The organism is Chryseobacterium sp. FR054, from assembly GCF_056844565.1.
The window spans coordinates 200,989-215,407 of sequence record NZ_JBXDSA010000004.1; the positions used below are offsets into that span (position 1 = coordinate 200,989).

At 38.0% G+C, this 14,419-nt stretch carries 7 protein-coding genes; all 7 read right to left on the bottom strand.

Annotated elements, in window-relative coordinates:
- Nucleotides 1–34: 34 nt before the first annotated feature.
- The 7 genes from argS to AC106S_RS17150 all read right to left on the bottom strand — a co-directional run bounded on the left by argS (nt 35) and on the right by AC106S_RS17150 (nt 14,416).
- Nucleotides 35–2,128, bottom strand: coding sequence for an arginine--tRNA ligase (gene argS, locus AC106S_RS17120; protein WP_482440905.1), 2,094 nt, complete (start codon nt 2,126–2,128; stop codon nt 35–37).
- A gap of 249 nt (nt 2,129–2,377) precedes the next feature.
- Nucleotides 2,378–2,830 carry a lipocalin-like domain-containing protein gene (locus AC106S_RS17125; protein WP_482440906.1) on the bottom strand — a complete coding sequence of 151 codons (453 nt, stop codon included), beginning with the start codon at nt 2,828–2,830 and terminating at the stop codon, nt 2,378–2,380.
- Nucleotides 2,831–2,908: 78 nt separating this feature from the next.
- Nucleotides 2,909–4,369, bottom strand: coding sequence for a SusD/RagB family nutrient-binding outer membrane lipoprotein (locus AC106S_RS17130; protein WP_482440907.1), 1,461 nt, complete (start codon nt 4,367–4,369; stop codon nt 2,909–2,911).
- Nucleotides 4,370–4,372: 3 nt separating this feature from the next.
- Complete coding sequence (locus AC106S_RS17135; RefSeq protein WP_482440908.1) at nt 4,373–7,324, bottom strand: SusC/RagA family TonB-linked outer membrane protein; 2,952 nt, start codon at nt 7,322–7,324, stop codon at nt 4,373–4,375.
- A 415-nt stretch (nt 7,325–7,739) separates the two neighbouring features.
- On the bottom strand, nt 7,740–9,362 hold the full coding sequence (locus AC106S_RS17140; protein ID WP_482440909.1) for a SusD/RagB family nutrient-binding outer membrane lipoprotein: 1,623 nt from the start codon (nt 9,360–9,362) through the stop codon (nt 7,740–7,742).
- 9 nt (nt 9,363–9,371) lie between these two features.
- Complete coding sequence (locus AC106S_RS17145; protein ID WP_482440910.1) at nt 9,372–12,332, bottom strand: SusC/RagA family TonB-linked outer membrane protein; 2,961 nt, start codon at nt 12,330–12,332, stop codon at nt 9,372–9,374.
- A gap of 449 nt (nt 12,333–12,781) precedes the next feature.
- A complete protein-coding gene (locus AC106S_RS17150) occupies nt 12,782–14,416 on the bottom strand; it encodes a SusD/RagB family nutrient-binding outer membrane lipoprotein (RefSeq protein ID WP_482440911.1) in 1,635 nt (544 codons plus the stop codon).
- Nucleotides 14,417–14,419: the final 3 nt, after the last annotated feature.

Sequence of the window (14,419 nt, forward strand, 5' to 3'; positions counted from 1 at the left end):
AAAAACCTCCCGGAATATCAGGAGGTTTGTGTATTTACATTCTGTTTACGGTTCCTATTCCGAGAAGGGCCAGCGATTTTTTGATGGTCTTCGCGGTAAGATCCGATAAATTCAGACGGAATTTTTTCTGGGCTTCATCTTCAAGCTTCAGAATAATATTACTTTGATAGAACGAGTTATAAGATTTAACCAGGTCATATACATAATTGGCTACCAGTGCAGGGCTTAAAGCTTCTGCAGCTTTTGTCACTACTGTTTTGTAATTGGCAAGAAGCATGATAAGTTCTTTTTCATATTCATTTAAAGTTACTTCTGCAATTTCTGTATAATCTCCTTCCGCTTTTGACAGCAAAGACTGAATACGGGCATAGGTATAAAGAATAAACGGCCCTGTATTTCCCGAAAATTCTACACTTTCGTCAGGGTTAAATAACATTTTTTTCTTTGGATCTACTTTCAGCATGAAATATTTAAGAGCCGCCAATCCGATAACTTCATAAGAGGTTTCTTTTTCTTCATCAGAAAGACCTTCCAGTTTTCCCAGTTCTATGGTAATTGATTTTGCGGTCTCATACATTTCCTGCATCAGATCATCTGCATCTACCACGGTACCTTCACGGGACTTCATTTTGCCTTCAGGAAGTTCTACCATCCCATAAGAAAGGTGATATAAATGATCTGCCCATTCATAGCCTAATTTTTTCAGGATTTTAAATAAAACCTGAAAATGGTAATCCTGTTCGTTTCCAACGGTATAGATCAGTTTTTGGATATCATTATCTTTAAAACGCTCTACGGCTGTTCCTAAGTCCTGTGTCATATAAACTGAAGTACCGTCTGAACGTAATAACAGTTTCTGATCAAGACCTTCATCGGTAAGATCGCACCAAACCGAGCCGTCTTCTTTCTGATATAAAACTCCTTTATCCAGTCCTGCCTGGATAAGATCTTTTCCCAGAATATAAGTGTTACTTTCGTACTGCACCTGGTCGAAGTCAACTCCTAATCTCTTATAGGTTTCATTGAATCCTTTATATACCCAGGAATTCATTTCTTTCCAGAGATTTCTTACCGTCTGGTCTCCGTCTTCCCAATCCACAAGCATTTTCTGAGCTTCTTTCATTACTTCTGTAAGAGGTTTGCAGATCTCTTTAAGATTAGATTTTTCAGCTTCAAGTTTAGCTTCAGCTTCTAAAACATCTTTGAAAATAGCAAGGAACGTATTTCCTTGTTTTTTGATCAATTCAATTTCTTCTTTTTCTTCTTCTTTTACGGCTTTTACTGCTAAACCAGGTATTTTGGATAGAAGCAGATCATTTTCCAAAGCGTCTTTTAAATGAATCTCAAACTGAGGATGAAGATTGGAAACTTCACTGTAATCCAGGCTGTCAATCAGTTCTTTTTTATTTGCCTCAAGGATATCTATTTTATCATTTAATTTGGCAACTTCTGCTTTTTTGTTGGTATCAAAAGTGTCAAAATTATTCTTTCTAAAGTCTTTATAAATAATATTGACCTGTCTTTTCAGCTCTCTATCAAATTCTACATAATAGTTCCCGACAAATTTGTCTCCTTTGGTATGGGTAGTTTCCGGAGTTTCTCCATTTCCGAATTTTTCCCATGCCAGCATGGATTTACAGATATGAATCCCCCTGTCGTTAATGATCTGGGTTTTAATCACATCATATCCGGCTTCTTTTAAAATCTGCGCTACGGAGAAGCCCAAAAGGTTATTTCTGATATGCCCCAGGTGAAGCGGTTTATTGGTATTCGGTGAAGAATATTCCACCATTACGGTAGAATTTTTCTTTTCTATGGTATCAATATCTCTGTTTACAGATCTGAAATTATCTACCAATAAACGGTTATTCACTTTAACGTTAAGGAAACCTTTTACCACATTGAAGCTTTCAAAAAGGTCGGTCTGTTCCGTTAAAGCTTCCCCTAATTCTACCCCGATACTTTCAGGATTTTTCTTCAGCTGTTTTACCAGTGGAAATGTTACAATGGTAAAATCGCCTTCAAATTCTGTTTTATTTTCCTGAACTTCCAGATTGATGTCTTTTAGCTGGTATACATTTAAAATGACTTCCGAAAGTTTTTCTTCTATATTATTTTTAATATTCATGTCTGTATTGATTTTTCCAAAGGCTTATATGGAATCGCCTTATCTGATCTCAAAATTTTGAAATACAAATTTAGTGAAATAAAAAAGACTTCATTACGAAGTCTTTAAATTTTTGATTTAAGGGGTAAAGCATTTTTCACCCTCTCCTGAACTTCCTAAGAACAGGGGCTAAGATAGCTGAACTGTCAAAAAATGAAAAAATTTGATTCCATAAAAAAACCACCCGGAGGTGGTTATAATATAAAATGTTTATTCTCTTACAAAAACTAAGGTTGCCTCATCATTTCCCGGAAGCCCATCCAGATTTTTAGAACTGTCAGCAATTCTGAGTTCAATATCAGAAAGTCCTTCTATATCTTTTTTTAAAGTTTTAGCTACTCCTGCTTCTGTATATGATAATACCAAACTATTGTAAAGTTTATCGTAATTCCATTTGCCTGAAAAAGAGTCCGGATTTACACAGTTTCCAGAAACATCATCTTTAATATACCTTTCATAAACACCTGAAAAATCTGTATTGATCAGAATCTGACCTTTCTTTTCGCAGTCGCCTACCGGATAATTCTTACCTTTATACTCATACTTTACAGGTTTCCAAACGCCATTAATACTTGAAGTAATCTCTGTTGTGCTATTATCCCTATCATCATCACCACATGAAGCTAAACACAATACAGCAATAAGGCTGATAAAAAATCTCATATTTTAAATTTTTATTGATTTTGAACAAAATATTCCTGTATTAAAGTTACAGGAATATTTTAAATTCTATAAATTTTATTAATTGATATCCCAAAATATTTTGGTTGTCACTTTATCTCCTCCTATTTTCGCAGCAGCTTTAGTCACATTACTATTATTAAGCAAATACTCCTGATCTGAATAAGGCATTCTTACAGGAACATCGTCAACATCTGAATTTGCAGGATTCTGGAAAACAGGAAAATCCAATCTTCTGGTAAAATTCCATGCCTGAAATCCTTTATTAAACATAGCAACCCAAGCCTGTTCTCCAACAGATTTTTTCCAGTTAGCAGCGTTATATGGATTTGCTGTGATGTAAGCGACTGCATTAGCATTACTTACTCCATATTCATCCATTGAGGCCTGAATAGCCTGAGCATATAGAGCAGGTGCAGCACCTCCAACACTATAACCTCTGGCTGCCGCTTCTGTTCTTAAGAACATAATTTCCGTATAATCCAGCAAGAAACCTTGTGCATTCTCTCCTGAAATAGAACTTTTAAAATGAGAGTAGTTATTAAAGACATTTTGATCTCCATAAACCCCTCCCACATATGCACTTCCAACAGTAGTAAACCATGCATCTCTTCTTGGATCTGCTTTAGTATTCATAAAATCTACCAACACATCAGAAGGAACAAAATCATTTCTACCAGATTGAATCACATCCTGATAAACAGGATTAGATAATAACCCTGAAGGGAAAGTCTGTAATCCAAAATTATCACTTTTATCTGCAAATAGGCCTGCAGTATAGGCTGCTTCTGCGTAAGTTTTAGCTAACGCAGGTTCTACGTCGGCAAGCGTAACAGCCAGTCTGAATTTCAGAGAATTTCCCATTTTCTTCCATTTAGACATATCTCCTTTATAAATAAGGTCTTTATCATAGCCCATTTCGGAAGTATTAATCAAAGCAAGGGCTACGTCAATTCTCTTAATTAAATCTAAGTAAATTACTTTAGCATCATCATACGGAATTTCTGCATTTCCTGGATTTTCAGCTGTTGCTTTCAGAGCTCCAAAGTAAGGAATATCTCCATAAGTATCTACCAGCCCTGCCCACGTGTATGCATTTACCAGTTCAATCATGGCAATTCTATTATTTTTTTGTACAGGAGTTCCTTCTTCTGCATCAAGAAATCTTCTGGCATCCCTTAACGCTGATAACACACCTGGGGAAGGAATTGTGGCAGAAGCAGATGCCATCATACGATTATAATGGTTTCTGGGAATAGGTCTTGTTGACATATCATAGTTACTTTCATCAACATAAGTGGTCTGAGACCATTGCTGAGTAAAAAAACGGCTGATATTACGATTAACATTCGGCGTAAGCATCTGATCCAGCAATGCATGTTCTGCACTTGCAAAAAGTACACCGGAAGGAACTTCTGTAGGGTGTTTCGGATCCTCATTGAGAGAGGTAATCTCTCTTTCACACGAAGTAAAAGTCAGTGCCAATGAAGCGAAACCTATGATTAAAAATATTTTTTTCATTTTTTAGAATTTTAAAGTTATATCTATCCCAATATCACGAGTGGTAGGTAAAACTCCGATGGAATTACCTCTGGCAGCCAAACCGTTTCCGGTACCTGCTTCCGGATCTGCATAAGGTAAATTCTTATGAATGATCCAAAGGTTTCTTCCCACGATTGAGATTTTAGCATCCCGGATTGAAGTATTGGCTAAAATTGATTTTGGAAGGTTATAACCGATACTGGCTTCTCTCAACTTCACATAAGAAGCATCATAAACAAATCTTTTATTTGGCATTCTTCTATATCCATCAACATTTCCAAAAGAGCCTGGATTAATTGTAGGAGTAGTATTTACATTACCATTCGGATTAACTCCGGGATGTACCAGACCACTCTCTCTGTAATCTCCGGTTTCTGCGTACAATCCAGTAGCCAGACCATAGCTCATATCTGTAGAGTACACATCTCCACCGTGCTTCACATCGATAAGAAAGCTCAATGAGAAATCTTTATAACGGAAACTGTTTCTCACACCTCCAATCCAGTCTGGTGTAATATTTCCTATAACCTGATTATCATTTCTCAAGTATCTTCCTGTAGCCGGATCAATTACTTTATCTCCATTAGCATTGTATACGTAATCTGATCCTACTAAAGCTCCGAAAGCTTCTCCAACACGTGCATTCAATGAAACACCTCCCTGATAACTCGCTATTAAATAATTTTTAGAATCACCATTTAACTCAATTACTTTACTTTCATTCTTAGACCAATTAATATTTACATCCCAGGTAAAATTACTGGTTTTAAACGGGGTTCCGTTCAATTGCACCTCTACCCCTTTATTATCGATCTGCCCTGCATTAACAAGGAATGTTCTATATCCTGTAGCGGAAGAAACCGGTAAATTAATAATCTGATCAAGGGTTCTTGTTTTGTACACCGCTACATCAAATCCTAATCTGTTTTTAAAGAATTGAGCTTCCATACCAAATTCGGTTTCCTTAGATCTCTGAGGTTTTAAATTTGGATTAGCCAGGAAAAATGGCTGATCAAATAAGCCTTCGCCTCTTGCTTTAAAAGTATTAACCAATCTGTAATTATTTGTAGAAGAACCTACTTCAGCATAGTTTCCTCTTATCTTCCAGAAACTTAGCCATGGCTGCTTTACAAATTCAGATAATATAACAGCTCCGGTTACAGAATAATAATCATAGCTATTATTCTCTTTTGGTAAGTTAGAAGACTGGTCCATACGATAGGTCCCGTCTACGAACAAGAAATTTTTATAATTGAAAGATGCTGTGGCATAAAGACTTGAAGTAAGCCATTTCGCGTAGTTTTCATCAGGAGGCAATATTGTTCTTACGGAATTGGAAATTGCAAATAAGCCAGGTTTTGACAAACCTCCCTCTGTACTCATAAAGACGTTATCAGTCAAATTTCTCCTAACATTTCCTCCCAAAATACCACTAACGTTCAAATCAGGAGTAATATCAAACTTGTAATTGGCAAATAAGTCGAAGTTCATCTCGGTATTCTTCACATTATTTCTTGAATATCCGGAAGTCACATTCAGGCCAGACGCTCCAAATGCTTGTGGAAGTGAACCATTCATCAATCTTTCTTCAATTACCATCTGTAAGTCATCATAGGATAATTTACCCGTAATTCCAAAGTTTTTAGAAATATCATATTTCAACTGAGCATAACTGAAAATTCTGGTTCTGTCATCTGACTGATAGTTCTGATATCTCTGGAAATATGGATTGTTCCAATACTGAGGTGTTCCATCATTGGAAGCAGTACGGTTCCAAGAGAAGTTTCCATTATTTTCATATGCACTTCTCAGTGCTAAAACATCAACATTGGTTTGCCACCACTGTCTGAAACCTGAAATAATATTATCTGAATATCCGGTTTCATTTCGTCCTTTGGTATCCTGAAGTGTTAAAGTTGTAAAAACCGATGCATGCAATTTATCTGTAAAGTCATGGTTGAATCTAGCAGAGATTGTATTTTTTTTCAAATCGGAATTAGGCATCAAACCATTGGAAAGCATATTGGAATAGGATAAGGAAAGATTAGAAGTCTTATTTCCTTTCTCAATGGTGATGGAATTAATATAAGTGATGGGTGTTTCAAAAAATTTGATTGGACCATTTTTCGCAGCTACCCACGGCGTTGCTTTCCCATAGTTAGGTGAAGAAGGATCATAAGAATCCCATTGATATACTAGCATATTAGGGTTGAATGCCGGTCCGTAAGACGCGTCATCTACGAAGTTCGCATAATTGTAACCTCCAGGTCCGGGAGCTTCATTCCATGCATTTCCACCATAACCTGCACCATATTTGGTCTGGTATTTTGGAAAGGTGGATTTATCAATAAAGCCAGCCGTAATCCCGGAGTTTAAAGTTACTCCCCAGCTTCCGTCATCAGTACCTCTGCCACTTTTAGTAACAATCAGAATAACCCCGTCGCTTCCTCTCTCTCCATACAGAGCAGATGCAGCGGCACCTTTGAGTACGTTAATAGACTCGATGTCTTCCTGATTGATATCTGACAGGAAGTTCCCATAGTCGAATATAGAACCTGTAACAGTGCTGTTATTTACCGGTGAACCGTCAATAACGATAAGCGGAGATCCGCCGGACAATGATTTGTATCCTCTGATAAGCAGGTTGGCGGAACCGCCGAAGTTGTTGTTGGTATTTACCTGAAGCCCGGCTACCTTACCCGAAAGAAGAGATGCTACGTTACCTGTGTTTGTGGTTCCACCGGTTAATTCTGCAGCTTTTACTTCTTCTGAAGCGTACCCTAAAGATTTCTTCTCTCTTTTAATCCCGAGAGCAGTTACTACCACTCCCTCGATCTCCTTTGCTTTTATAGTATCTTTCGTTTCCTGAGCCTGAGCAACAGCAATTGATGAGGACACTACTAAAACAAGAAGACTTGTTGTTAGTTTCTTCATATCAAATTTATTTTGTAACTGTACAAATTTGTAAAACTTTATTAAAATCACAAAGCAAAATGTGAAAAAAATATCAATTATTCAAAATTTATCATTTTTTACAACTTATAAATTATTAAATTAAGTTAAAATCGTTTTATTTAACAAAAACAAAACATTTTAGTAATATGTTTTTTCATAATACCACAATACGTTTTTTATTGATATTATCTATACTCAATATTCACGAATCGACTCAATAACCAGCTGGAATTCACCAAATTAGTAACCAAAAAAAATACGAAATCCCATTAAAGTGAAAAATAAACAATGTTATGCATATTATTTTTTTTCACATAAAAAGAGCGAGAAGATGGCTTCAGATCATAAAAAAACCGCCCGAAGGCGGTATAAAAATATATTAAAATTTATTCAATTAATTCTGATTCCAGAATGGGGTAAACTGGTTTTTAACAAAAACCTGACCCTGGGTAATGTTTGGAACATTAGTTGAATTTCCGGTATATTCTGAAAGTGGGTAAATCAATCTGTAAGGTTTATTAGGATACATTGCATTGTCTGCATTTGGAATAGCCGGATACCCTGTCTTCAGGAAGTTTACATAAGTTTCCACCTGTCTTATGTTGGCAAGGGAAACCAGTCTCTGATACTGAATAGCTGCAATTTTACTCGGCGCGCCTGCCCAGCCTACATTAGTTGTAGCTATATTGTTAAGATACTGAGTGGCCTGTGTACTTGTCAAGCCATAAAAACTAAACGACTTTTCAACAGCTTCACGATACAGTAAAGATGGATCAAATGTAAATATTCCAGGGTAAAGAACAGCTGCTTCAGCCAGCAATAATCTGTTTTCAGCATCTAAAGCCAGATAACCGTCCATTCCACCTCCTTCTGAAGCAATATCAGCACCAAAACTAGTATCTCCTAAGAAAAGGAAACTGTTAAAATCTGAATTGGATTTTGTAAATTTCCAGCCTAAGAATGAATACTGCCATTCTGAACTTCCGGCAGGTTTTGGTCCTCCCTGTCTGATTCCCACTGTGCTGGAAGCGGGCAGATTATTATTGGCTCCACGTTTTCCAAACTGTTTAGTTCCTCTTAAGTCACCTGTTCCGGTACCAAAAGCAGTTCCGTTAACAGCATTGGCATAGTATTCAGCAACTTTATAAAGTCTCCATCCGTCATTATTCAGAGAAGTAGCCTGATAATTTACTGATCCATAATTTGAAAACAGTGGATTTACTGTAGATTCATTTAAATTACTATATCCAGGATTAATGGTCACATCTGTCAAATAGAAATCATTAGGATCGGAAGTTGCAAGGGTCTGAAGCTGTGCGTCTACAAATGATTTAATGGAAGAATCGGTTACTTTGGACTGTCTTAATAAGATTCTCAGCTTGATGTTCTTTGCAAATTTCTTCCAGTTGTCCATATTTCCTCCAAAGATTACATCTTCGTTAGAAGTAACATTATTACTGGCATTTACTACTGTTGTTGCATCAATATCCTCGATAGCCTTATTAATTTCCATTACAAGACTTCTGTATATTGCCGCATCATCATCATATTTGGGAGATAAATTGGCCTGTCCTTTAAATGCTTCAGTATAGGGAGCATCTCCATAGAAATCTACCACATACTGCATTGTATACGCTTTCAGGATTCTGGCGATGGCAGAATGCAATGGTAAAGAACCTCCGTTATTGATAATCGTCTGAAGGTTATTTGCAGTAGTATAGCTGCTGCTCCAGATTCCCGTTGAAAATGTATTGGAAATATCCAGTGAATATTCTCTTGTCAGAGGGTTACCATAATAGTAATAGTTCCCCGCCCAGGTATTCGTCCACACATTCGATAAAGAGTTCAGAGTACCTGCCTGTGTAGAAAATACGGCATTTTCTGCTGCTGTTATCATTTGTCTGGGAGAAATCTCAGACGGATCCACATTGTTGGGTGAAATATTATCATCCAGCTCCCGGCACGAGGTTGTAAAAGCTGCAATAGCAATAGATGAATATAAAAATATCTTTTTCATTTTTTTTTTTTAGAAATTAACGTTTACGCTTACACCGTAAGATTTAATTGCAGGGTATTGGTTGGAAGAAGCATATCCCTGTGCATTACCAGTAGTATATGCCGATTCAGGGTCTGCATAATTTCTGTTTGAATCAGAAAACTTAACGAAAGGATTTCTGGCGTGTACCCCGATTGTTAATCCTGTTAATCCTGAATTTTTAAGCATATCGGAAGAGAATGAGTAAGACAGTGCAATCTCTCTGATTTTAAAGTAAGAAGCAGACACTACCTGATTAGATCCTACTGTACCGAACTGCTGCTGATAGTAATATTCAACACCGTCATAAAGAGGATCTCCTCCACCGTTATACTGATAGGCTACTGATGTATTCGGCACATATTGCCCGCCACTTAAATAAACAGAGTTAGGCATGATGAATCCCAGATTTCTGTCAAAGCTTCCGGATTCTTCCAATAAACCGTTATATGCCATGTTCTGAATAGTTTCGGAAGTCATTTTTCCTCCTACTCTCCAGTCTGCGGTAGCACTTAGCTTAATTCCTTTATAATTTACGCTTGTATTGAAACCAAAAGCATATCTTGGATTAATTCTTCCAAGATTCTGCAGAGTAGAAGTTACTGAAGGTCTGCCGTTATCAGCATTTACAATAATTCTTCCCTGGTCATCTCTAACGAAATCTGTTCCCATTAAGACAAGGCCTTTCTCTCCTTTTACCGCATACACTCCAACCAGATTGGTTCCTCCGATAGCCACTCTGTCAGTATCCGGTGCTACTTCCAGAATTTCTGTCTGATAAGTAGTAAAGTTAGCACCGATATCCCACTTAAAGTTTTCATTTCTGACTGGTGTTACTGTAATATCTGCATCAATACCTCTGTTTCGCAGTTTACCGATGTTGGTTAGTACGCTGGAAACACCTGAAGCTGAAGAAGTTGTTCTATTGGTAATCATATCAGTTGTATCATCCTGATATATAGATCCGTTAAATAAAATTCTGTTATCAAGGAATGCCAGTGAAAGTCCCAGTTCTTTCTTGGTAACTTTCTCAGGTCTGATGTTCTGATCGGTCTGCGAAGTAGGTACCAGGAAGCTCAGCCCTCCTGAAGCCGTGAATGGGAAACCTGTTCCAAGCCCATAATAATTTCTGATACTGTAATTAGCAACAGAAGATGCATTTGCAGTTCCCATAATGGAAGCATAAACTTTCATATAGTTCAGGATATCTCCTCCGAAATCAAATGCTTTAGTAGGAACAAAGCTTACCCCTACCGACGGGAAGAAATAGCTTCTGTTTCCTGAAGGCAGTACAGAGTTCCATTCATTTCTTGCCGTAGCGGTAAGGAATAAATAGTTTTTATAAGCAAGATCCAGGTTGGCAAATACCGCCTGAGAGTTATAAGACCCTCTGGTATTATCAAGCCCGTAAGGTGTAGCAGGATTAGACAGGTTCCAAACCTGATACAGACCAGGAATAATAAGACCTGTTCCTCCGGCTGAAGTATTGGTAAAACTGAAGTTCTGGAAGTTGTGACCTACGTTGAGTTTCATATTCAGATCATCTGTAAGATCATAGTTGAAATTCACCAATAAATCTCCGTAATATTTTGTCTGGTCTGAGTTAGACTGATAGTAAGAAGAAGTAATAGCCTGCGGATCTGTAACTAAAATACTGGACCAGCCATCATTCCATTGGTTGGAAGATGTTCCTAAATACTGAAGGTTGGATCTGTAAAGGATATCAATATTTTTATTAACCTTGTAGCCAACACTTCCTATTAAATTCAATCTGTTGGTTGTAGAATTATTTCTTACGTGCTTAATTTTCCAGTATGGGTTCTGATAGAACATATTCCATGCATATCCATTGTCACGGATATCCTGCCATTTTGTAATAGGAATATCGGCGGAAGAGAACAACAGATCTTCATATAGACCAGGGTCCGTAGTATTTGTTGTCTGACGGGTATAGTTCACAATGGCATCAAAATTCCATTTTCCGAACTTTGTTCCGGCTTTTAAGAAAGCTGAAGTTCTTTTAAGCTTATCATCTTCAACAATAAATTCCCTTTGCATATGATCAAGGGACATCATCAGATATCCGTTTTCATCTCCTACGCTGGCTGTGATCCCGTTTTGATAAATTGTTCCGGTTTTGAAGAAATCTTTCACGTTATTTTTACCATACGGTGCGTATGTAGACTGGATCATTGCCGGATCATCCGGTGTTGGTAAGTCATCATCAGCGTTCAGATCAATATGTCCGTCTCCATCATAATCATACAAAGGAATACCGTAGCCTACGGTTTGTCCGCCTAAAGCAGAATTGAAAGCCGGTCCCCATGCTCCATTTTCAACATTAATTTTAAGGCCATACCAGCCCTGTCCGTAAGTACGTTGTCTTTTAGGAACCCATGCTACTCTTTCAATGTCAATAGTACCGTTGTAGGTAACTTTCATTTTTCCTTTAGAGCCTTTTTTAGTCGTCACTAAAACAACCCCGTTTACCCCGTCGGATCCATAAAGAGCCGCTGCCTGTGAACCTTTAAGTATATTCATAGACTCAATCAGCTCCGGTGGCAACTGCTGAAGTGCAGCAGCCGAGGAAATTACGTTATCAATAACAACCAGGGCGTTATTATTCCCTGTAAGGGACCTCATCCCTCTCATCGTGATTTTAGGAGTTCCGGTAACACTGCTGTTTGTGTTGGTAATACTAACCCCTGAAACTTTACCCTGAAGAGAGAAGATAGCACTCGGGTTACCAGCAGCAGTAATCTTATCGCCGGTTACCACCTGCATAGCAGAAGTCTGGGCATCTGCTTTCTTCTGAAGACCTAAGGCTCCGGTAATAACTACTTCACCTATACTCTGTTCTTTTATTGTATCATTTCCTTTTTTCTGGGCATTAAATACCGCGAAAGAAGAAGACAAAACTACCACGAGAACACTCGATGTTAATTTCTTCATAATTTACAATGATTATTTTTTTTGTGAGGTGCAAATATGTGAAACTTTCTTAAAAACACAAAATATTACATTAAAAAACTTCATTTTAAAAATATTAAACACCTATCAACATCATTTAATTAAAAACATTCAATTAAAAATAAACATACCGCAATCCCTTATAAAACAAAGAAATTTATTAAAAATTTAACATTTAGAAAGGTAAAAATTCCTGCCTTTCTTTTTTTCACAATGCAACGATATATTTTTCAACATCACTTGTCCGTGCATAAATTTACCAAGCTGTATTTTCCGGGCTTTCAGCTTTTACTTTTCACTCTTCAGCCCGAATTTGGGTTATCCGGATGAAATATAAGCAAGACTGTGAGCAAAAAAGAAACCCGGGACCTTATATCACAAAAAAACCGCCCGGAGGCGGCTAAAAAAATATGTAAAATTTGCTGTTAAAATTAGTTTTTATTCCAGAACGGAGTAAATTGATTTCTGACAAAGACATCTGCTCCGGACATTGCAGGAACGTTAGCTGCGTTGGCTGCGTATTCTGAAAACGGATAAATCAGACGGTAAGGCTTATTCGGCTGCTGAGCCGTAACGGCCATCGGTGTCCACGGATACCCTGTTCTGTTATATTCAATAAACATTTCCGTAGGATTGATGTTGGTTAATGCGATCCATTTCTGCGTCATGATCGCTTCAATTTTTTGCTGGGTAGAACCCGTCCATCCCAGTCCCGGTCTCGCATTAGCAGCGGTTATATATGTATTTGTTGCCCCTGCAGCTGCTCCCAGCCATGATGCATTAGATCTGATGGCTGCTTCAAATTTCGCCTGTGCACTGAATGTAAATACGGAAGGCCATCTGAGTGCTGCTTCTGCCTGAAGAAAACTGCTTTCAGCGGCTGACATTAATACTCCGCCCCGCTCATTATTCACCTCTATCACATCCCCCCAGGTACTTACTGCCGCAGCTCCGGAAAAATTACCTATTCCTAATTTTGAGGTGTTCGTATTGCTGATAGGCGCACCCGGCTGGCCAGGAACAGCCCCCTGTCTGATTCCCTTTAAACCGGTAAAAGGTGCTCCGCCTGCATCAACAGAGGTAACATTGGTAAACAGTCTGCTTCTTCTGGGATCTTTTAATCCTGTGAATTTAGAATAATTAGGATCATTCAGTATTATATTTCCTTCCAAAGCATTGGCGATATGTTCAGAAGCCACAATCAGTCCATAATTCTGCACCTGCGTTCCCCCGGAATATCTTGCCCAGGTAAGCATATAAGGATTCATCTGATCGTCATTGGAAGCAGTATATCCGGGATTCACCAATACTTCTTCATCAATAAAATCCGCACCGGCCAGAGTCTGCAGTTTGGCATCTCTGTACGCTGCCAGATCACCTGTAACTTTAGACATTCTGACAAGCATTCTCAGCTTAATGGTATTGGAAAACTTTTTCCACTTCTGCATGTCTCCATGGAAAACAATATCTACGGATGAAGGATCTTCAGCATTTTCTTCTTCCGCAGCAATAATAGCATTGGCTTCTTCCAGACTGGTGATCAGCCTTTTATAAATATCTGAGTCCTGATCGTATTTCGGGGTCATATTATCTCTTCCTCTGAAGGCTTCCGAATAAGGGGCATTTCCGTAAAGATCCACAATATACTGCATATAATAAGCTTTCATAATCTTGGCAATGGCAATATAATTATCCTGCTTATGGTCTGCATTAGCATAAATTTCAATCTGAGCAAAATTAGCCAGTCTTGGATACAGCCCCCATATCCCTGTATAAAAAGTATTGTCTATTGATCCCAGGTTAAATTCCCTGGAGAATGCCCCTCCAAAGCTATATGAGTTCCCGGCCCAGCTGTTCATCATTAAATTTCCAAACTGCACCATTGTTCCTGCCTGTGTTCTATAAGCTGTACTGATCGCTCCCGGAAGTAACAGATCGGGGGTAATCTCTTCTGCCTGTATTGCATTGGGATTATCATTGATATCCAGATAATCATTGGAACAGGAAGATACAGCTATGCTTAATGCAGCAAGAGTTAAGGTGGTAAAAAGTATATTCTTTTTCATTTT

Excerpts from the sequence above, each read along its gene's own strand:
- AC106S_RS17140 (WP_482440909.1), bottom strand. The coding sequence starts at position 9,362 with ATGAAAAAGATATTTTTATATTCATCTATTGCTATTGCAGCTTTTACA.
- argS (WP_482440905.1), bottom strand. The coding sequence starts at position 2,128 with ATGAATATTAAAAATAATATAGAAGAAAAACTTTCGGAAGTCATTTTA.
- AC106S_RS17130 (WP_482440907.1), bottom strand. The coding sequence starts at position 4,369 with ATGAAAAAAATATTTTTAATCATAGGTTTCGCTTCATTGGCACTGACT.
- AC106S_RS17150 (WP_482440911.1), bottom strand. The coding sequence starts at position 14,416 with ATGAAAAAGAATATACTTTTTACCACCTTAACTCTTGCTGCATTAAGC.
- AC106S_RS17125 (WP_482440906.1), bottom strand. The coding sequence starts at position 2,830 with ATGAGATTTTTTATCAGCCTTATTGCTGTATTGTGTTTAGCTTCATGT.
- AC106S_RS17135 (WP_482440908.1), bottom strand. The coding sequence starts at position 7,324 with ATGAAGAAACTAACAACAAGTCTTCTTGTTTTAGTAGTGTCCTCATCA.
- AC106S_RS17145 (WP_482440910.1), bottom strand. The coding sequence starts at position 12,332 with ATGAAGAAATTAACATCGAGTGTTCTCGTGGTAGTTTTGTCTTCTTCT.